This window comes from Corynebacterium sp. NML140438, from assembly GCF_001875725.1.
GTDB lineage: Bacteria > Actinomycetota > Actinomycetes > Mycobacteriales > Mycobacteriaceae > Corynebacterium.
This window is the reverse complement of sequence record NZ_MLCQ01000019.1, coordinates 95076-115755: the sequence shown is the minus strand read 5'-3', so window position 1 is coordinate 115755 and position 20680 is coordinate 95076. Positions and strand designations below refer to the sequence as shown.

Here is a 20680-nt window from a genome sequence, read left to right as displayed (position 1 = left end):
TTCCCCAGGTCGCGACGTTTGTCTACGAAGATTGTTCCCGGGTTCACGCAGATCGCGGGAACTTTTTCGGGGTGACGGGTTCGTGCGCCGTGGCCTTCACGTGATCCTTGTTCGTATCGAGGTGTTAAAGGAGTGCGACGCTTCCAATCCCACGCTTTGAGCCCTCTGGGCTGGGTCGGTGAAGATCCAGGCGAGCAGTTTGATGGACAAACAGCACCAAAAACGGTATGGTTTGTCCATGGCAACGTATAGAGAGAAGCTACGGCAAATCGCTTTAGAAAACGATGGGTATGTCACTCCGGCCCTTGCCCGTGCACGGGGTGTGCCTGATGTTGAGTTGCGGAAGCTTGCGGCGCGAGGGGCCGTCGAAAAGCGGGAGCGTGGCGTTTATCGGGATCCGTACTATCCTGCCACCGACGAGTTTGATTTTCTCCGCGAAATTATTCTCACGCTAGGTGCTGGCGTGCATGCATGTGGAGAAACCACATTGCAGGTTACCGGGATCGGTGAGCTCAATCCTAAGAATGTCTATCTAGCTTCGCCGCGTCGACACCGCCGGAAAGTGCCTCGAACATGGCGGATCAGGTCCGCTCCAGCGGACGCTCAGGTGAAGAAATATCACGGTATTCCGTCGCAGCCCGTCGCGGAGGCACTCGTGGAGGTTCGTCCGGCGGTTATGGCTGACCGTTGGGAGGCGATGGTGGAAGACGCCTACCAGGAAGGGTTCATCCGGGGCAAGCAGTATCGGGAGCTGAAGGGGCTGGTGGGATGAGTCGGCCGGTAAACATTGTGTCCCTGCGACAGAAGATCAGAAACATAGAAAACGATCAGGCGCGTGAGACACAGCGACAGAACGTGATGGCGCTTGTTGTAGTTGCACAGATGCTTCCACAGGGAGTGATCAAAGGCGGAAGTGCGATGGCTGTTCGCTACGGCAGTGGAGCTCGTGCCACAAAGGATCTCGATGCCGCGCGACAGCAGGACGAAGCCCACTTCTTGGATGAACTGGAGTGCAAACTTGAAGTGGGATGGCAAGGCTTTACTGGGAGAGTGAAGCAGGTGAAGAAGCCCAGCCCCGCAGGGGTTCCGCCACAGTATGTGATGACTCCTTTTGATATCAAGCTCCAGTACGAAGGGAAGGACTGGAAGACCGTGAGGTTTGAGGTGGCGCATAACGAGCTACACGTTGCGGACTCTGCGGATAAGCAGATTTCGGATGAGCTCTCGTCGTTGTTCACGGACCTGGGGTTTGACGCACCGGACCCTGTACCGGTTATGAAGCCTGAACACCAAATTGCACAGAAAATACATGCGGCTACATTTCCTAATAGTCAGCGAGCGCATGATCTCGTAGATCTGCAGATACTCGTGGCTAATGAAGAAATTGACTACAGCAGAACAAAAGAGCTGTGCGAGCAAACGTTCAAGTACAGAGGCGATCACTCATGGCCGCCCGAATTTGTTAGGGGCGAGGACTGGGACGGTGTTTATACGGCCGCGGTGGAGAACATGACGCTTCCTGGAGTCGAAATATTAGACTTAGATGACGCTATCCGTTGGGGTAATGACCTGGTCAAAAGGATAGATTGCAGTTAGGGGTACCGAATTGATTGCTTCCAACGTGGATCTCGCGGATCTTGCGCGAAACACTTCGCACCATGTGTTCGGCTTGGGGCTGCATGAGCGCAAGGTGATCATCGACGACGGCGAGCCGGTAGCCGTCATCATGTCTGCGGGCGAGTTTGAGCGGCTCGAAGCGGAGCGGCAGGACGCCCTGGACCTGGCGCTCGCGCTCACACGAATGCTGGCCGACAGCGGCAAGCGCATCAGCCTCCAGGATGTCCTGGCTGAGTTCGGTATTGACCCGTCGGAGCTTTAGACGCACTAGCTTTTCGACGCCCTCTCCGCCCCAGCCAGCCGAAACCCAGCCGAAACCCAGCCGAAACGCCGGCTACTTCCCGTACTGCTGCAGGAAGAGCGCTTCGGCCACCGCGATGCGTTCGATTTCGGTGGGGTCGACGGATTCGTCGACGCCGTGGATGCCGCACTGCGGTTCTTCGACGCCGTAGAGGGCGATGGCGGCGTCGGGGAAGTGGTTCTGCAGCGTGATGGTGAGTGGGATGGAGCCGCCGGAGCCGATGAGGGCGAGGTCGGCGCCGTCGTAGGCGGTTTGGAGGCAGTCGCCGAATAGGGCGATGGCGGGGTGGTTGGGGTCGGTGGCGAATGGTTCGTTGACGCCGGAGATTTCGACGGTGACGTGGGCGCCGTTGGGGGTGTGGGCGTGGATGTGCTCCTTGACGGCGTTGGCGATGGCGGCGGCGTCGGTGCCTGCGGGGACGCGGAGGTTGTATTGGGCTTCGGCGCGGTGGTTGACGGCGTTGACGGCGTCGGCGACGGGGGTGGAGGTGAAGCCGATCATGGTGATGGCGGGGCGGGCCCAGACCATGTCGGCGGGGTTGTCGTCGGGGGTGCCGTTGAGGGTGACGCCGTCGAGGACGCCGGCGTCGGTGGCGAAGGTGTCGGCTGGGTAGGGTTGGCCGTTCCAGGTGGCGGTGCAGTCGATGCCGTCGATGGTGGTGCGGCCGGTGTCGTCGAAGAGGGAGTCGGTGATGCGGACCAGGGCGTGGGCGGCGTCGGGGGCTGCGCCGCCGAAGGAGCCGGAGTGGACGGCGCCTTCCAGCGTTTCGACGGTCACGTTGATCTGGGCGCCGCCGCGCAGGGAGGTGGTGAGCGTTGGGACGCCGACGGCGGCGTTGCCCGAGTCGGCGATCATGATGGCGTCGGCGCTGAACAGGTCGGGGTGGGCGTCGATAAGTTTGCCGAGGCCGTCGTCGCCACCGAGCTCCTCGGAGCCTTCGACTACAACTTTGATGCCGAGGTCGGTGCCGCCGTTGGCCTGGATGAGGCGGAGTGCTTCGAGGTGCATGGCGAGGTTGCCTTTGCAGTCGGCGGCGCCGCGGCCGTACCAGCGGCCGTCGCGTTCGGTGAGGGTGAAGGGGTCGCTGGTCCAGGCGTCGGGGTTGTTGGCGGGCACGACGTCGTAGTGGGAGTAGAGGAGGACGGTGGGGGCGTCGCCGACGGCTGGTTTGGTGGCGATGATGGTGTCAGCATTATCGACGGTCGCGTGGCGGGTCACGTCCAGTCCGAGGGCTTCGAGCGCGTTCACGGTCCAGGCGCAGGTGGCTTCATGCTGGTCGGCGAGCTCAGGCGTGGAGTGTGGGGAGTTGAAGCTGACGAGGGCGGAGAGGTCGTCGAAAATGCGGTCACGGTTTGGGGTAAAAGCTGTTTGTGTCATGTGGTCGAAAGTACCACTAAGGCGAGGAGTACAATCCTTTCCGTTCGTTTTTATGCCTATATATTGAAAGGTCTTGCAATGGCCTCGACGATGCGTGAGTTGACGCTGCGCGGGATCATCATTGGTGGCTTGATCACCTTGGTGTTTACTGCTGCGAATGTGTATTTGGGGTTGAAGGTCGGGTTGACTTTTGCCACGTCCATTCCGGCGGCGGTGATTTCCATGGCGGTGCTGCGGAAGTTTGCTGGGCACAATGTGCGTGAGAACAACATTGTGCAGACGATTGCGTCGGCGGCGGGTACGCTTTCGGCGATTATTTTCGTCCTTCCGGGCTTGGTGATGGTCGGCTACTGGCAGGGTTTCCCCTTCTGGACGACCGCCCTGGTCTGTGCCCTGGGTGGCACGTTGGGCGTGATGTATTCGATTCCGTTGCGTCGCGCGCTGGTGACTGGTTCGGATTTGCCGTACCCGGAGGGTGTCGCGGCGGCGGAGGTGCTGCGCGTCGGCGACGGGGATAATGGTGGTTCGGAGCGTGATCACGCGGAGAACTCTGAGGGTCTGCGCGTGATTATTCTTGGTGCGGTTGCGTCGGCGTTCTATTCCTTATTGACGGCCATGAAGGCGGCGGCCAGCGAGGTTGCTGGGTTCTTCCGTGTTGGTGGGGGCGGCACGATGATGGGTGGCTCGTTGTCCTTGGCGCTGCTGGGCGTGGGGCACTTGGTGGGCTTGCCGGTGGGGATTGCGATGCTGGTCGGCGTCGTGATTTCCTTTGCAATCCTGCTGCCGATGAAGTCGGCGGCCCATATGGGCGACGGCCTGGAGCTTGCCGAGGTTGTCTCCACGACGTTCGCGGACGAGATCCGCTTTATCGGTGTGGGCACGATGGCGGTGGCGGCGCTGTGGACGCTGATCAAGATCGCGAAGCCGATTGCGACGGGTATTGCTTCGTCGTTGGCGGCGTCGAAAAAGAGGCACGAGGGCGTGGCCGTCGATGTGACGGAGCGTGACATCCCGTTCCCGATCGTGGCGGTTGTGATTGTGGCGTCGATGCTGCCGATTGGCCTGCTGCTGTGGAACTTCGTGCGCGGCACCGACATTCACGAGCACGCGCTGTCGCTGACCATGATCTCGGTGCTGTTCATCCTGGTCATTGGCCTGATTGTGGCGTCGGTGTGTGGCTATATGGCGGGGTTGATTGGGGCGTCGAACTCCCCGATTTCCTCGATTGGCATTATTGCGGTGCTCTCGTGCGCGCTGCTGATCGGTGCGTTCATGGCGGGCACGGACGCGAATGCGAGCTCGCTGGTGGCGTACACGCTGTTTACGGCGGCGATTGTGTTTGGCATCGCCACGATTTCGAACGATAATTTGCAGGACCTCAAGACGGGCCAGCTCGTGGGTGCGACGCCGTGGAAGCAGCAGGTGGCGCTGATTATTGGTGTGCTGTTCGGCTCGGTGGTCATCCCGCCGATCCTGCAGGTGATGCTCACCGGCTTCGGCTTCCAGGGCATGGAGGGCGCAGGCCCGGACGCGCTCGCGGCTCCGCAGGCGGCGCTGATGTCCTCGGTGGCGAACGGCATTTTCAACAGCTCGCTTGATTGGGGCTTGATCCTGCTGGGCGCGGGCATCGGCGTTGTGCTCATCATTATCGACGAGACCCTCACCCGCACCACGGGCAAGTACAGCTTGCCGCCGCTGGCTGTGGGCATGGGCATGTACCTGCCAGTGGCGGTGACGGTCATCGTGCCGATCGGAGGGCTGATCGGATACATCTATAACCGTTGGGCGCAGGTGCAGCGCCACCCGGACTTCGCGCGCCGGATGGGCACGCTGGTGGCCACGGGCATGATCGTGGGCGAGTCTCTGTTCGGCGTGCTCAACGCGGCGCTGATCGCGGGCGCGGCGGGGGAGAGCCCGCTGGAGGTGTTCACGGAGCAGTCCTGGACGCCGTGGTTTAGTACGGCCCTGTTCGTTGTGTTGGTGTGGTTCGTGTACTCGAAGACGCGCTCCAAGGTCACCTCGGTTGCCGAAGATGGTTCCTTGCACTCGGCGGGCGAGAGTGCTAAAACTGTGTCTTAGCACTCGAGGCAATTGAGTGCTAACGCGGGTGAGGTTGGCCACGCGCCAACCGTGCCGTCGCGGGCGCCTGCACTTTACGACGAATACAAGGAGAAAACTTACATGGCTAAGATGATCGCATTCGACGAGGAAGCACGCCGCAGCCTGGAAAACGGCCTGAACACACTAGCCGACGCCGTCAAGGTCACCCTTGGGCCGAAGGGGCGCAACGTCGTCCTGGAGAAGTCCTGGGGCGCACCAACCATTACCAACGACGGCGTCACCATCGCCCGCGAGATTGACCTCGAGGACCCATACGAAAAGATCGGCGCCGAGCTGGTCAAGGAAGTAGCCAAGAAGACTGACGACGTCGCCGGCGACGGCACCACCACCGCAACCGTCCTGGCACAGGCGTTGGTCCGCGAGGGCCTGCGCAACGTCGCAGCTGGCTCCAACCCGATGGGCATCAAGCGCGGCATCCAGGCAGCGACCGAGAAGGTGTCCAAGTACCTGCTGGATAACGCGAAGGAAGTAGAGACCCAGGAGCAGATCGCCTCCACGGCTGGCATTTCGGCCTCCGACCCGGAGATCGGCAAGAAGATCGCTGAGGCGATGTACGCCGTCGGCAACGGTGCGGTAAACAAGGAATCCGTCATCACCGTTGAGGAGTCCAACACCTTCGGCGTTGACCTCGAAGTCACCGAGGGCATGCGCTTTGACAAGGGCTTCATCTCCGCATACTTCGCCACCGACATGGAGCGCGGCGAAGCCGTCCTGGAAGACCCATACATCCTGCTGGTCTCCTCCAAGATCTCCAACGTCAAGGACCTCGTCCCGCTGCTGGAGCAGGTCATGCAGTCCGGCAAACCACTGCTGATCATCGCCGAGGACGTCGAGGGCGAAGCCCTCTCTACCCTCGTTGTGAACAAGATCCGCGGCACCTTCAAGTCCGTCGCCGTCAAGGCACCGGGCTTCGGCGACCGCCGCAAGGCAATGCTGCAGGACCTCGCCATCCTCACCGGCGGCCAGGTCATCTCCGAGGAGGTCGGCCTCTCCCTGGAGACCGCAGAGCTGGGCCTGCTGGGTCAGGCACGCAAGGTTGTCGTGACCAAGGACGAGACCACCATCGTCCAGGGCGCCGGCGACCAGGCACAGATCGACGGCCGCGTCAAGCAGATCCGCGCCGAAATCGAGCACTCCGACTCCGACTATGACCGCGAGAAGCTGCAGGAACGCCTGGCCAAACTGGCCGGCGGCGTCGCAGTGATCAAGGTCGGCGCGGCCACCGAAGTTGAGCTCAAGGAGCAGAAGCTGCGCATCGAGGACGCCGTCCGCAACGCGAAGGCAGCCGTCGAGGAAGGTATCGTCGCCGGCGGTGGCGTCGCCCTCCTGCAGGCCGCCCGCGAGCTTGTCGACGACCTCGGGTTCGAAGGCGACGAAGCAACCGGTGTGAAGATCGTCCGCGAGGCGCTTTCCGCACCGCTGAAGCAGATCGCTCTGAACGCTGGTCTGGAGCCAGGCGTTGTCGCCGACAAGGTTGCCAACCTGCCTGACGGCCAGGGCCTGAACGCCTCCAACGGCGAGTACGTGGACATGATGGAAGCCGGCATTAACGACCCGGCAAAGGTGACGCGCTCCGCACTGCAGAACGCTGCCTCCATCGCGGCCCTGTTCCTGACCACTGAGGCCGTCGTTGCCGACAAGCCTGAGCCAGCCGGTGCAGCCGGTGGCATGGACCCAGACGCCATGGCAGGCATGATGTAAAACGCTAGCTTCCGGCTGGCTGTATCTCGGGCGCCCCGCTTTCGCGGTGGGGTGGCCCGGGATTTTTGCTTCTTTGCTTGGGCGGGATGTGTTCACAAAACCTTGCTAGAGATTTTGTGAACAGATTTGCGTGTGGTTCGGCATCGGTTTTGCGTTGGCCAGCGTTGGTCGACCGGAAGAGGTCGACTGGAATGATTGTGGCAGCAAAAGGCCCCGGAGGGAGCAGGCCTGAAACCGCGCCTGCAGCAGCCTGCGAAGTATGAGGAAATTCTTAGAGTTTTAGCGGAGAAGCTAGGCATGAATGTCTAGCAATAATGGCCGGTTGGTTACATAAGCAATGGTCAACGAATAAAACCGATTTGCTCAGCGAAAATAGGAGAATATGTCGACTGAGAAACCTTGAGATTCGTTCAAATCCGCCTGGACAAAGCGGGGGGGGGGTGATTAGATTCAATGTGTTCCCAAAGTTGGGCCACTGACGTGTGCGCAAGAGACCTAACTTCTTGAAGCGCGCTGAGGGGCCCGAGCAACCTCTTTTGGAAGGAAACCAAATGGCAATTGCCCTCAAGAAAACCGCCGCGATCGCAATCGCTGCAGGCCTGACCTTCGCCGGTTCCGCCGGCATCGCGGCGCAGGACGCGATGGCGCAGGACGCAGCACAGGCGGCGCACACATCGAATGTGACTGGTGCCGGTATCGATAGCAACAAGACGCTGTCGCTGACACTGCACAAGAAGAAGCTTTCCAGCACTGAGCAGCCAGGAGCGCAGGCAAACGGCCAGGAAATGCAGGGTGTTCCTGGATCCGGGCTTGATGGAGTTGAGTACAAGCTTGATTTGATCAAGTCCTTGAATACGGACCAGGACTGGCAGGAAGCTGCAAAGACCTACAAGGACAACAAGACTGCAGATATTCTGAAGATCACGCCGGAAAAGGCCGACGTAGCAACTGGTACGACCGCTAACGGTGGCGATGTCAAGTTCGAGAATCTCAAGCGTGGTCTGTACCGCGTCGTCGAGACCAAGGCACCTGCTGGTGTCGTCCCTGGTGCACCGTTCTTGGTTTACGTGCCGATGACGAACCAGGATGGCACCGACTGGATCTACGACGTTCATGCTTACCCGAAGAACACCGAAAACACGGTGACGAAGGAAGTCAAGGATGAGTGGGCCAACGTTGGTGATGAATACACCTACACCCTGACCACGGGTGTGCCTACTGGCACGCTGACGAAGTACATCGTGCGAGATGTACTCAATGAGAAGCTGGAAGCTCCGAAGCCAGAGAACGTGACTGTCGAAGGTTACACGGTCAATGCAGATTACCAGGTCAACATTGACGGCCAGAAGGTGGAAGTGAAGTTCACTGCTGAAGGTTTGAAGAAGCTGCAAGCAGGAGTCCCAGTAAAGACGACCATCAAGACCAAGACCAAGGAAGCTGTCCAGCACATTCCGAACGAAGGCACCTTGATTTACAATAACGGCAGCTCGGAGCACGACACTGAGCAGCCAACGAATAAGGTGCACAGCTACTGGGGCAACCTGAAGGTCACGAAGACCAACGAGGAGAAGAAGCCGCTGCCGGGCGCGGAATTCGCGCTTGTTGGTTGCAAGGCTGAAGGCGGAAAGCTTGTCGAGCTCGAGGGCGGCAACCGTAACGCAATGTCCAGCACCGCCGACAAGGTAACCAACGTCTTCAAGACTGGTGATGACGGTACGGTGACGATTTCCGGCATCCACGTCGAGGACTTCGAGAACAACAGTGAAGCAGATCCTAAGACTGACTTCTGCTTGAAGGAGACGAAGGCTCCTGCAGGTTACATCGCGAACGACGCTCTTATTCCTTTTGAGCTGAAGCGCGGTGACGTAAACCCGGATACCAAGGCGCCGGTGAAGACCATCGAAGCTGCGGTTGAAGTCAAGAACCAGAAGTCCCCGAACACCCTCCCATCCACCGGTGGCATGGGTATTTTGATCGTGGCCCTGGCGGGTCTCGCGATCATCGGCGGCGGTGTCTACACGGCACGTCGTAACTCCCGCACCGCGTAATCCGTACGTGATGTAGGAGCCCCCTGCGGGAAGCCCCGCAGGGGATGGCCGGTCGGCGGGACGGCTTGAAACTCCCGCCCCAGTTTTGGAAGAAGGGGACGTCGATAAGACGTGCCAAATGAAAGGAAGACGCGGTGGCAACAGAGGTGAAGGCGAAGCATCGGCGGGAGCCGGGGCAACAGTCGTTCTTCAAGCGTATGGCGCTGCCGGTCATCCTGGTGCTGGTGGGCATTGCGGTGCTCATGTATCCGGTCATTGCGACGCAGTGGAACAACCGGGTGCAGGAGCAGGTAGCGAAGCTCTACGAGGAAGAGCTGCAACAAACACCAGTCGAAGAAGTAAATACGGCATTCGAAGCCGCGAAGGCGTACAACGAGGCGCACACCGACGGGCCGATCCTCGACCCGTGGCTCGCCCGCATCAGCGAGGACAACGCTGATTACAAGGAGTACGAGCGTCAGCTGGAGGGTGTGTCGGCGATGTCGCAGATTGCGATTCCGGCGATTGACCTGCGCCTGCCCGTTTTCCACGGCACGGCGGAGGACACCCTGCAGAAGGGCCTTGGCCACCTGTACGGGTCGGCGCTTCCCACAGGTGGCAAGGGGTTCCACTCGGTCATCACGGGTCACACAGGCTTAACGACGTCCACCCTGTTCGACAACCTTTCCGACATTAAAGTCGGCGACGCCATCTACGTCTCCACGTTCGGCGAGCGCATGAAGTACAAGGTGTACGACATCGAAGTTGTGCTGCCGGATGAGACCGACAGCCTGCGCGCCGACCCGGAGCGCGACCTGCTGACGTTGATCACTTGTACGCCGTACGGCATCAATACGCACCGGTTGCTCGTCCACGCGGAGCGAGTACCCATGGACCCAGACGAGGCCAGCGTCCTCGACGACTCCACCTCCACCCTGCAGTGGTGGATGTGGGCGCTCGGCGGGGTGTCCCTGCTGATCCTGCTGGCGCTGATCTGGTGGGTGTACCGCGAAAAGAAGAAGAGCGACCGTTCCGGCGCTGTGAACGAGGAGGTTCTGTCCTAATGCGCTTGTCCCAACTATTGGCAGCGTGTGGTGCAGCCACGATGCTCGCCGCGGGTGCGTTGACGCCCGCGGTGGCTGATGTGCGCCCAATTAGCGGCAATGATGCGAAGCTGGACCCGGCGAGCATCGATAAGAATAAGCCGATCCAGCTCCTGCTGAAGAAGCAGGGCACCAACCCATACGACCAGGTCCCGGCCGGCCAGAAGCCTCCAGCCATCGCCGGCGCCAAGTTCACCTTGTCGAAGGTGCGGGGCATCGACATCACGACGCAACAGGGCAGCAACGTGGCAAAGAAAACCACGCTTGACGACGCCCGCACGCGCGGCCTCGACGTCATCGAAACGAAGGCGACGAACCAGCGCGGCGAAGTCCTTTTCGACAACCTCACGCCGGGCCTGTACCTGGTGGAGGAGTCCGCCCCGGACACGAAGTACGAGTACCACCTGAGCAGCCCAAAGCTGCTCATCCTCCCACTTCCTGACGAGCGCGGCATCCGCTACGAGTACGAGAACGTCCTCGTGATGAAGTGGGACAAGAGCTACGGCACCCCACCACCGTGGGAGCCTTCGGAGCCACCATCAACCACGCCAACAAAGCCCGGTCACACGGTGACCACGACGAAGACGACGACGTCGACACCTCCTCGGGTGAGCACCACTATCCGGACGACGTACACCACGACTCCACCGAATGGCACACCGACAACGGTGACGACCACGGTGCCGTCGACAATCGTGACAACGAAACCGAACGGCGTGGTCACCACCGTCACCCACCCCCGCGCCGTCCCCGAGAAAGAGCGCGGGTCGCTGGCGTCCACAGGTGCGAACGTGCTGTGGGCCGCGGGACTTGGCGGACTGTTAATTGTGCTGGGATTGTTCCTGGCGCGGCGAAGCAAGAACGAGACACGGTAAAGCGGAAGTAGGGAAAGAAAGATGCGAAACTTTATCAAACCTGCAGGATCTCCTGCTCGGCACCGTGCCCGTGGCCTCGCCGCTGTGTTTGCTTCGGTGGCACTCGCCGCTGGCCTGGGCGCGTACCCGGCCGTGCATGCGGAGGAGACCACGACGGTCTCCGACATCCCCACCGACGACGCCGGTCTGCCCACCTACTCGTGGATGGACGACGGCACCCCGTCGTCCTCCGCCACGCCTTCGGCGCCTGCCGCTGCCTCTGCATCTGCTTCGAAACCAGCAGAGGCCCCGGCTACCGCGAACTCCGTGACCGTCGAGCGCAAGGGCGACGTTGACCGCATCGTGGTCAACGACCCCGAGGGCGAGGCATGGGAGTTCGGCGGCAAGGCGTCGAAGGAAAACATCTTCGCGCTGCAGCGCGCGGGCAAAGGCGAGATTAAGGAAGTCCTGTCCGTCACCGCTGACGGCCGCAAGCTCGAGCCTTACGACTACGGCTTCGTGAACTCCGCTGACGGCGGCTTTGTGGCGTTCAACCTGAACGCCCTGCACACCATCCCGCCACAGGTCGTTGAGATCGAGGTCCGCGCGACCGACGCCGGTGAGTACGCGATCGCCGAGAGCGCCGAAGTGCCGTCCGAGGCGCAGCTTACCGCGTCCGGTTATGGGAAGGGGCGCCCGGCGGAGGAGGCTCCGGATCAGTTAGTGGGGCAGAACCGTGACGTCGCGACTATTCCCGGCTGGCCTGACAAAGAGCTTTCTGCGAAGCAAGATTTCAGCTATAGGTATGTGAATGGAAATCCAGAAATTTCATTTACGGCTACAGGCGATAAGCCTGCATACCGGTTGACTCGTTTTGCGGTCAAAAAACAGAGAAACGACTCAAACACTAAGAGCGTTGAAGGCCCTGTACGGATTCGTGTCACTCGAGCAGATCAAACTGTTGTCAGTAGAGAAGTCACTTTTCGGACGGTTGGTCAAAAGGAAAACGCCGATTTCGCAAACCAGCGGTTTTGGAACAAAAATAATCTGGGTAAGTCCTTTGACACGGAGTTCCGGCTCGTTCCCGAAATTACGGATATTGAATTCCAGCCTGGTGACACGGTCACTATGAACCTGATTGGTCCACCAAATGGGTGGTACGCTGCACAGATTTGGGGCCAGGAGCTAGAAAAGCCGACCGTGAAACCCGATAAATTGGTTCAGTTTTCCGGGCATGGTGGCGTTCAACTCACGGATCCTAGTTTTAACGCAGAAGGGCCACACTTTGAGGCCTCTACTACTGTTGAGTCTCGCATCAAATTCAAAGAAGCCATTGTAAAAATCAAAGCTCCAAGCAGCTCGTTTGATTGGAAGTACTTTCACTTTGATGCGAACCTCATTGAACCCGGAGTGAAATTTAAGCTCGAGAAGCTTCCAGGCAATAACGACGGCGACAACGTCTTGTTCAAAGTCGTCCCGATGAAGGATGGAAAAGTCGTCGACTCTGTGCTTGTTGAGAAAGGCTCGAACTTTATAGTTTCAGGAAGCTACTTCAACAACCCGATAACAATTGACGGTATGGTCGACATTTATGGCGAGCCTGTAAAGACACAGACAGACACGGGGAAAATCGAGTTTCCGGCCGATTTCGACCGTCGGGATTTGCCCGATCCTGTACCAAACCCAGTTCTGCCGAAAAAATGTGGACTCAAAATCGCGATTGTCGCAGACCGCTCAGCATCGGTGAAATTCCGTAAGGATCTTCCGTACGACCAGGCGAAGAAACGCCGAGGCCCTGACGAAGATTACATCCTTCCCGCGATGTCTGTCGTTGAAGCACTGAACGGCACTCTTACAGAGGTGGGTTTGTACGAGTTTGGTACCGGCGCGAGAGAAGTTATGCCTTCCACAAGCTTGAGTACGCAGGCAGGGTTCGAACGCGCAAAGAATGCCATTGAAGGCTGGAAGTATTGGCCAGACGGCAGCCCGTCGACAAACTGGGAAGCCGGTTTGAAACAGGTGAAAGGCAAGGGGTACGACCTTGTCTACTTCATCACTGATGGTATGCCTACATTCGACGACCTAGGTTGGCAGGCTAACAAACCTGGTGGAGGCCAGTACGTCCAAAAGACTTCTTTGAGGCTTGCGATCGAGAGAGCCAACGAGATTAAGAACGAAGGTACCCGCATTGAGCCACTGCTCGTGAATGTTAAAATGCGCAATGGTCAAACGGTTGATGAAGAGCTCGTTTTGCGAGATATTTTGCGTACCACTCAGCCTAATTTGAACAAATACATCTGGTGGTACCAGGAGACACTGTCTGATGCACAGAAGAAGAAGCTATCCGCCTACCAGTACCCTAACGATGACTCCTATCCGAACTTCAAGACGGCCATCGAACACGGCGCCTTCAAGATCATTAACGACCGACAATCCCCGTACGATTGGAAGAAAAATGTGAAGGACTGGGCCCTAGGAACCCTCAACTTCCAGCAAACCGCCGAGTACATATCCTGGACCGGTGTCCCAAAGAAGTATGACACCTATACTGATCTCGCGGGCGCATTGAAGAAGGTCGTAGATGAGCAAAAGACCTATTGCGAAGGTGAGCTGATCGTCCAAAAGCAAACCTACGACGAAAACGGGAAACTGCTAGACGAGGCTGCACCAGGATGGCGATTCAACGCGAGCGACGCTGCTGCGCAGAACATCTTGAAGAACGGCTACAGGATTCTCAATAACCCGGACTTGGGGAACCCAACCGGCGCGGTCAGTTCGTCCTCGCAGCTGACTGCCCGCGAGACGGTCGATGCTCCGAATAAGACAGTCAAAGGCGAAGCCGCTTGGCGAATCGTCTCAAACTCGAAGACCAGTCTGAAAGTCAACGAACAATCCCAACCCGGGTTTACGTTGATGCCCCAAGACGGTAAAAACGCGGTCTGTACGCAAACGATTGGTTTTAAGGAACCTGGCAAAGATAACCCTGGATACTTTGAATCCGTAGCCGAAGTCGTTAACGATGGTGAAAACGGGTTCATCGTCAAGGCTGAGCCATACGCATCTGTTCGCTGTGTCGTTGCCAACCGTAAGTCCGAAACTGGCCTCGACTTGCAGCTAGAGAAAGTGGATGCTGACGGAGTCACAGGAAGCCTAAGCGGCGCCGAGTTCAACCTGTCCTGGATTGAAGACGGGCAGGTGAAGAATCACCCCCTTACTGGAGGAACCGCGACATACTCTGTTGAGAAGCTCATGCGACCCGGCATCGAATACACACTTACAGAGACCAGGGCGCCACAAGCCAATGGTGCGCAGTACGCTCTTCTAGTTCAGCCGCTCAAATTCAAAATTGAGAGCGCCGCAAACGGTGGCTATCAGATTCAATACTTCGACGGAGTGAACTACTCTAACTCTCTCCCAGCGGAGGTTACCGAAGGCAAGGTGTTTGCTGGAAACTCCCGTCCAGTGATCTCGCTGAAGGTCGCCAACGTAAGGCAGGGCAATTTGCCCAAGACGGGTGGCATCGGGCTTTTCGCTCCGACTGTTGCGGGCTTCTTAGTGATAGGACTAGGTGCTGCGATGGGGACTCGGAGGCAGCGAGACTAGGGTGTGGCCATGCAACCTGGTCGGCACGTCTTTCGATCTAGCGATAGCCGACCGAGGTTGTCGGCCGTGAGGTGAGGCTATTTGGTACGTGTAGTCAGCAAATTAAAGGGGCCCCAGCCCCTACCGATAAACCCACACTAACGACACCGACCAAACAATCAACAAACCATTGGGGTATCCCAGACTAACTCTGCGTGAGCAAAGATGGCGTTGTACGCGTATGCGGCTTCGGTCTCTACATTGATTTGAGGTTTAAAAACCGCAGGCACTACTCCACAGTCACAGTCGATAATGTTACGGAGCTCTACACGACCCATGATGGTGAATTCCGTTTCAGCGTGTCCCTGCCGATCACGTTGAGCCGCCGCCCGCCAGGTGGTCAGATCAACATCAACCTCGTCGAAGGAATGAAACATCGCCAACCACCGCGGATGAACCCGAAACTATCCAAGCCCCGGCCGAAACGCAGGCTGCAACCGTAAGTCGCTAGTAGTGCCTAAGAACACCATGGATTCCGTGTCCAAGAAGCCGCCGGACTCCGTGTCCAAAAACCCTATGGACAAAACATTGTTAGACTGCTATGGGAAAACTAATTTGTTGCGATCTTCACCCTAGGATTTTCTAGTAAGGAGAACTCATGGTACAGATCATTGCTTCATCGATTGTAGCTATTGCAGCGCTGATAGGTGCAGTTTGAAGTAGTTATTTGACCTCGTCCATGGCGGAAGAGAGTCGAAAACGCGGTCAGAAGGCTGAAGAAGAGAGACGTGAGCGCGAGTACCTTAGGTTAGATCAGGAGCTGCACGATAAGCTTTTACGCGAAGATTATGCTAGGCAAAGGCATGCTGTGGCCAAGTGTGTCCGTGAACTTCGTAGCGAAGCATCCGTAACAAGACATAGGGTCAAAGACAGGGTTCGGAAGTTTGACGAGCAGGCCGTCAATAGCGATAACGGAAGTTCAAATTTGGCTAACGATTTAGTCGGGATATGGGAAGATTATTATACTGGCTGCTTTTTATCGGTTCGCGAACTTGAACTCGAGGTCACGCATCCTGCGCTAGGAAAGTGTATCAACGAATTAACTTCCGCTTACGCCGCAACCATACGTTATCACAATGAAATGAGCGTTCTTGGTACGCAAGAATATGGCAAAACGATATCGTCTCATTCCCCGCTTACCGGCCCACTGCAAAAAGCCTTAAACAAATTAGGGGACGAAGCTATTGCTAATCTCCATGTGCCGATTGAAATTCTTGATCCGCAGAAAAGCACGTCACTCGAAAAGGTTCGCGTTCGTTAGAGCCGAGGTTAACTGTTGTGACCGGCTATTTGATAACAGTGTCGTGATTATCCGGTAGGACCACAGTGAGTATCTGGTCGCACTGGATATCCCTTCACATACATACTTTCGGTAGCCGCACTACACAGATGTGGCATCAGCTGGAAGGAGTTCGCTCATGACGGATTACCGCGCGATAATGAGGTTGCTGAATAAGCAGCATTTTTAACGCAGAATAGAACATCAGTTCGGGTGCTCGCACCGTGCAGCCGCACGCGCGAACCACACGCGGTTCCACTACGAACCTGTGGGTTGTCACAGTTGAACAGATCGCAGCTCTGGCAGACAACGAATTTGAGAAGTTGTTTGTTGACAAACAAAGTACCGGGCAAGGTGGATTCGTCCCGATCGACTTCGATAAAGTCTTCAAAGTCCGAACAGGACATACAATGAAGCGTCCTGGGTTTAGTTCCTACCTCAGGTCCCCTCCTGCCGTTGAACTCGTGAACTTCCCACGTCACCCGGTATAACACCGGGTAGGAAGGACTGACGCGATGACGGTAGTCATGCCTGCCACCAGCTCCGCGTCGGAGGAGCTCACCACAGAACAAAAACGCGAGATCATCATGACCTACGCACAGATACCCTACGGAGGCAAAAAGAAATACCTTGTCAAAATCGGCATCACCTACAAGGTTGGGCAGCGCATGCTTGATGCTTGACCCGGATCGGTACCAACTACCCGGAATAGGCCGATACCGCGTTACTGGAACACCGGTACCAACAAACCGCATCCGACACACAGGCGGCTGAAGATTACGCCAATGCTCTTGAGGCTCAACTGCGCAAGGAGTCGAGTAGTCCAGGAAACCTTACGCCAGGTGGGGGTCTCGATTTTGCCGAACCGGAACGAAATAGGAGTGGAACAAACACAACTCTTCGTTCACTTGGGATAATCCCATATTCCGTTGGGTTCATCTGTATTTTTGTGATGCTCCTGCAGGTGCTCATTTTGCACTACGATGACGAAGATGAGGGGAAGGAGAAACTCAAATGACGACGCGCTATCCGCAGCGACGTAAAGACAAAGCGCAAATTTCGTCAGTCGACCCTGAAATTGTTGCTGCCCTTTTGGAAGCTGCCGAAACTTCACGTCACCGTACAGATGAATTCATGGCACGTCGCTACTCTGAGGATCGTTCGAAAAATAGGTTTTGGAAATCGTATTTCCTGAAGAAGCGCGCATAGCATTTTCGAGCAACAACGTAGTGAGGAAGTAGCCACCGCGGGGATGGCGGGTACCCCACGAAACGTCGCGCTGTTTTTGCCGATAACATCCTCCGGGCAGCTCCGATGTAGCCGTTGCGTCTGTCAGTAATTCAGGTCCTTACCGAGGTTGGTGCTGGGCGCCGGCCGGTGACGTGTGCTATCCAGTCTCAGACCTCGGGTGTGGTCATGCCTTCGCGGTGTTTGGTGATCACGGACTCGCGGATGAAAGCTCCAGGATCACAACCACTTTGTTCAGCGAGCGACTCCAATTTCCGTATCTCTGTGCTGGAGGTTTCTAGGCCGTAGATGGCGTCGTCAATGAGGCAGACTCATGCGTGGGGTGACTTGTGCTGCATAGCCGTGCTTGCAGCTGTGAACCTCGGCTGAAAGTTCGGCCTCTAGCTCGGACCGGGAAAACCCTAAAAGCTCGATGACTTCGTCGAGGCCTGTGCGGTTGCCTTTGTCGCTGGCGACGCGAACCAGCGCCAGCGTTGCGTCCTGAAGCGTTTCTCGGTCGCGGAAAAGCCGTTCTATCTCGCAAGCGTCAACGACTTCGGTGACAAATTTTCCGTGATGCGAACAGGCAACCTGCGTGTGTTCCTCGGCAGGCGAAACGGGTCCAGTGATGCTACACCGGGACGATTCAATAGACGTGTTCAGAAAAGTGTATAGAAATCAGTGGAGTTGCAGGCGGGTACGATCGCGTGACAGGGCTTTGGCTGGCTTCGGACTGAGGCGTGAGGAGACATGAATCTCACGAAAAGGCGATTATCCCTAGGCATTAGCTTTAAAAACGGATTCTCTGAGGTGTCAAAAAGCTCTGGAGCCTACGCGGCTCCAGGCGACAACGCTCCGGTAACCGGCCCGTCGCCACGCCAGCATTTCCTCTTTTGCCATCATTAGTCATAGACGTGACCCACTAATAACAGCGTGATAGAGCTCCACATGCGAAACTAGGCAAAAAGAAAACCCGCCTCCGAGGAGAACGGGGAAACTATGTATCGGATTTTACACGATTGAAAAGGTTTGTCGAGACCGCACCGACACGAGGAACTGTTGTATCGACGACAGTGATTGGCATTTGCGGCCGGGCGAAAAATCTGGCCTAAGGTGGGCATGCCAATCAACATGGCTTGGGGTGTTCGGTATTGCCGAACGTTCGCTAATGCCGAACGCTTTTTAGCTGGGGTGAGAGATCGTCGTGGCGGTGGGGTGGAAGCGAAAGCCGTAACGATCCGTGCTCAGCGAACTTTCAGAATTACGGGACCGTGAAACAATGGTCCGAGTGTCGCTTTTATACAGGAAACTCAAAGAAACGGTAGAAGAATAGTTCACGCTGAAACGTATAAACGTGTTTGCTCAGCTTAAGTAGTATTTATGATTTTGGGGGGATGTGTTGGGAGAACTTACTTGAAAGTTTGTAGCCGCGTTATGCATGTAAGGTACACGTGCCGGGTGCCCCTAATGTGAGGTGAATCATTCCCAAAGCCTTGACGTGAGCTAAAAATATGTGCAGAATAAGCGATTAAGACATCCCGCCAGGGGGTCGAGAATATAAACCAGACAGTCGGGCATGTGTCCGTCGTGTCATGACCTGTAAGGGGTAAGTATGGATCTCGCCGTCATCGTCGACGCGCTGAAGGACTTCAACACCTTCGCATCTGCAATCGTTAAGTTGTTCCGCGCTGTTCCTGATGTGCTTCTGCAGTTCGGTGGTCTTGGTGATAAGGCTAAGGACTTTACCGGGGCTACCCAGGTTCCTTCCAAGAAGTAATTAACCGACAACAACAACCTTTGCGAAGATAAGGAGTCTAACATGCAGGCACTCGAGAACTGGAAGTTCCTCTCGTCTGATGGTCACGTAGCAGGCGCTCTGCTCTCAATCCTGGGCAAGCTCGGCGACATCGCTGACGCTGTAGTGAAGCTTATCGGTCTGGTTTCCTAAGACCCCCTGATACAAACCCCGCCACAAAACGTGGCGGGGTTTTCCTTTTGGGAGGGCGTGGGAAAACGGGGGTGGCGTCGATAAATAAAAAACAACAAACAGCGCCGATACGGGGGCAATGGGGTTAAGCTAAATACATGGCTGACCACAAGGATGACGAACTCCCAATGATCGACCTCGCCGCCGTAGAAGGCTGGATCGTCGACGACACTGATGAAGATGACCCGGCGCTGCTCATGCCGGACGGGACGCCAATCGAAACCTGGCGCGAAAACTACCCCTACGAAGAACGCCTCAGCAGGCACGAATACGAAGAGCAAAAGCGTGCCCTCCAGATCGAGCTGCTGAAGTGGCAGAACTGGACCAAAGACACAGGTCAGCGCCACATCATTATCTTCGAAGGTCGTGACGCAGCCGGTAAAGGCGGCACCATCAAGCGCTTCAACGAGCACCTCAACCCACGTGGTGCGCGCACCGTCGCCCTGGAAAAGCCCAGCCCGCGCGAATCCACATCCTGGTACTTCCAGCGCTACATCCAACACTTCCCAGCCGCCGGCGAAATCGTGTTCTTCGACCGCTCCTGGTACAACCGCTCCGGCGTTGAGCGCGTCATGGGCTTCTGCACCGAATCCCAACACGCCGAGTTCCTCCGCGAAGTGCCGATGCTGGAGAACATGATCCTGGGCTCCGGCATCTCCCTGACCAAGTTCTGGTTCTCCGTGACCCAGAAAGAGCAGCGTACCCGCTTCGCCATCCGGCAGGTAGACCCGGTGCGCCAGTGGAAACTGTCGCCGATGGACCTCGCATCCCTGGACAAGTGGGACGACTACACCAACGCCAAGGAAGAACAGTTCCGCTACACGGACACCGACGAGTCGCCGTGGATCACCATCAAGTCGAACGATAAGAAGCGCGCCCGCCTCAACGCGATGCGCTACATCCTGAGCAAGTTCGAATACACGAACAAGGATCATGATGTGGTGGGGACGCCGGATCCGCTGATCGTGAAGCGGGGTCGTGATCAGATTGGGGACTAGGGTGTAAGCCTATCTAGGAGGCGGCAACGGAAGAGTGGGACTTTCCGTTGCTGCTTTTCTGTTGGGGCGCTTGGGCCTGTGAGTCGGCTGGGCACCACGATGTGCGAGAGGGGATTTGCGGGGGTTACGCGTGATGTCTTTTAAGGCTCTTAAGGTCCAATTCTTGGGGTAGGGACAGTCATCACGAGCGGAGTCGGGATTTTGTGAATAGAATTGCAGATGGGAGTAATGCCCCCTTGTCCCCCTTAAACCAAGCATTGGGTCGGGCTTTTGATGAAGATCAAACGGGGTAGGCCATCTGTTAAGCACGCTCACGCTTTTAACAAAACACTGCAGCGGGCGGCTCCTGCGCGGAGTAGCTGTGGGGTATATGCCTGAAACGGGCAGACGGGTGGCTGAAGCGGCTGACAGTGAGGCGCCTCAAACGAGCGCAACTGTGTTGGTCT

At 57.2% G+C, this 20680-nt stretch carries 17 protein-coding genes; 16 read left to right on the top strand and 1 reads right to left on the bottom strand.

The window, feature by feature from the left end:
* Positions 1-238: 238 nt before the first annotated feature.
* From BJP08_RS06545 to BJP08_RS06535, 3 genes are read left to right on the top strand one after another with little or no spacing between them, the layout of a single operon-like run.
* Entirely contained in the window at positions 239-772 is a 534-nt protein-coding gene (locus tag BJP08_RS06545; RefSeq protein ID WP_143110034.1) for a type IV toxin-antitoxin system AbiEi family antitoxin domain-containing protein, read from the top strand.
* The gene (locus BJP08_RS06540; RefSeq protein WP_071568843.1) at positions 769-1596 is read left to right on the top strand and encodes a nucleotidyl transferase AbiEii/AbiGii toxin family protein; all 828 of its coding nucleotides are present in this window, start codon (positions 769-771) and stop codon (positions 1594-1596) included. The genes BJP08_RS06545 and BJP08_RS06540 overlap by 4 nt, the downstream gene beginning before the upstream one ends.
* Positions 1597-1606: 10 nt before the next feature.
* The gene (locus BJP08_RS06535; RefSeq protein WP_071568842.1) at positions 1607-1879 is read left to right on the top strand and encodes a type II toxin-antitoxin system Phd/YefM family antitoxin; all 273 of its coding nucleotides are present in this window, start codon (positions 1607-1609) and stop codon (positions 1877-1879) included.
* Positions 1880-1951: 72 nt separating this feature from the next.
* Here the strand turns inward: BJP08_RS06535 and BJP08_RS06530 are convergent, their stop codons facing one another.
* Positions 1952-3295, bottom strand: a complete 1344-nt coding sequence (locus BJP08_RS06530) for a dipeptidase (RefSeq protein WP_071568841.1) — start codon at positions 3293-3295, stop codon at positions 1952-1954.
* A 78-nt stretch (positions 3296-3373) separates the two neighbouring features.
* Between BJP08_RS06530 and BJP08_RS06525 the strand changes: the two genes are divergently transcribed.
* From BJP08_RS06525 to ppk2, 13 genes are all read left to right on the top strand, one after another.
* Positions 3374-5374 carry an OPT family oligopeptide transporter gene (locus BJP08_RS06525; protein WP_071568840.1) on the top strand — a complete coding sequence of 667 codons (2001 nt, stop codon included), beginning with the start codon at positions 3374-3376 and terminating at the stop codon, positions 5372-5374.
* Positions 5375-5476: 102 nt separating this feature from the next.
* Positions 5477-7117 (top strand): chaperonin GroEL, encoded by a 1641-nt coding sequence (gene groL, locus BJP08_RS06520; RefSeq protein ID WP_071565924.1) that lies wholly within the window; start codon positions 5477-5479, stop codon positions 7115-7117.
* Positions 7118-7668: 551 nt separating this feature from the next.
* On the top strand, positions 7669-9165 hold the full coding sequence (locus BJP08_RS06515) for a SpaH/EbpB family LPXTG-anchored major pilin (RefSeq protein WP_071568839.1): 1497 nt from the start codon (positions 7669-7671) through the stop codon (positions 9163-9165).
* A 134-nt stretch (positions 9166-9299) separates the two neighbouring features.
* Positions 9300-10208 (top strand): class C sortase, encoded by a 909-nt coding sequence (locus BJP08_RS06510; RefSeq protein WP_255364787.1) that lies wholly within the window; start codon positions 9300-9302, stop codon positions 10206-10208.
* Entirely contained in the window at positions 10208-11122 is a 915-nt protein-coding gene (locus BJP08_RS06505) for a SpaA isopeptide-forming pilin-related protein (RefSeq protein WP_071568838.1), read from the top strand. Before BJP08_RS06510 ends, BJP08_RS06505 begins: the two co-directional genes overlap by 1 nt.
* 21 nt (positions 11123-11143) lie before the next feature.
* Positions 11144-14704: an LPXTG cell wall anchor domain-containing protein gene (locus tag BJP08_RS06500; RefSeq protein WP_071568837.1), complete on the top strand. Its 3561-nt coding sequence runs from the start codon at positions 11144-11146 to the stop codon at positions 14702-14704.
* A gap of 194 nt (positions 14705-14898) precedes the next feature.
* Positions 14899-15186: a hypothetical protein gene (locus BJP08_RS06495; RefSeq protein WP_255364786.1), complete on the top strand. Its 288-nt coding sequence runs from the start codon at positions 14899-14901 to the stop codon at positions 15184-15186.
* A gap of 236 nt (positions 15187-15422) precedes the next feature.
* The gene (locus BJP08_RS11415) at positions 15423-16004 is read left to right on the top strand and encodes a hypothetical protein (RefSeq protein ID WP_143110033.1); all 582 of its coding nucleotides are present in this window, start codon (positions 15423-15425) and stop codon (positions 16002-16004) included.
* Positions 16005-16537: 533 nt separating this feature from the next.
* Positions 16538-16705 carry a hypothetical protein gene (locus BJP08_RS11620; protein ID WP_177221726.1) on the top strand — a complete coding sequence of 56 codons (168 nt, stop codon included), beginning with the start codon at positions 16538-16540 and terminating at the stop codon, positions 16703-16705.
* Positions 16706-17036: 331 nt separating this feature from the next.
* A complete protein-coding gene (locus tag BJP08_RS06485; protein ID WP_071568835.1) occupies positions 17037-17231 on the top strand; it encodes a hypothetical protein in 195 nt (64 codons plus the stop codon).
* A gap of 1630 nt (positions 17232-18861) precedes the next feature.
* Positions 18862-19026: a hypothetical protein gene (locus BJP08_RS11615; protein WP_177221725.1), complete on the top strand. Its 165-nt coding sequence runs from the start codon at positions 18862-18864 to the stop codon at positions 19024-19026.
* Positions 19027-19068: 42 nt separating this feature from the next.
* Positions 19069-19197, top strand: coding sequence for a hypothetical protein (locus BJP08_RS11870; RefSeq protein ID WP_255364785.1), 129 nt, complete (start codon positions 19069-19071; stop codon positions 19195-19197).
* Positions 19198-19334: 137 nt separating this feature from the next.
* Complete coding sequence (gene ppk2, locus BJP08_RS06475; RefSeq protein WP_070478171.1) at positions 19335-20234, top strand: polyphosphate kinase 2; 900 nt, start codon at positions 19335-19337, stop codon at positions 20232-20234.
* Positions 20235-20680: the final 446 nt, after the last annotated feature.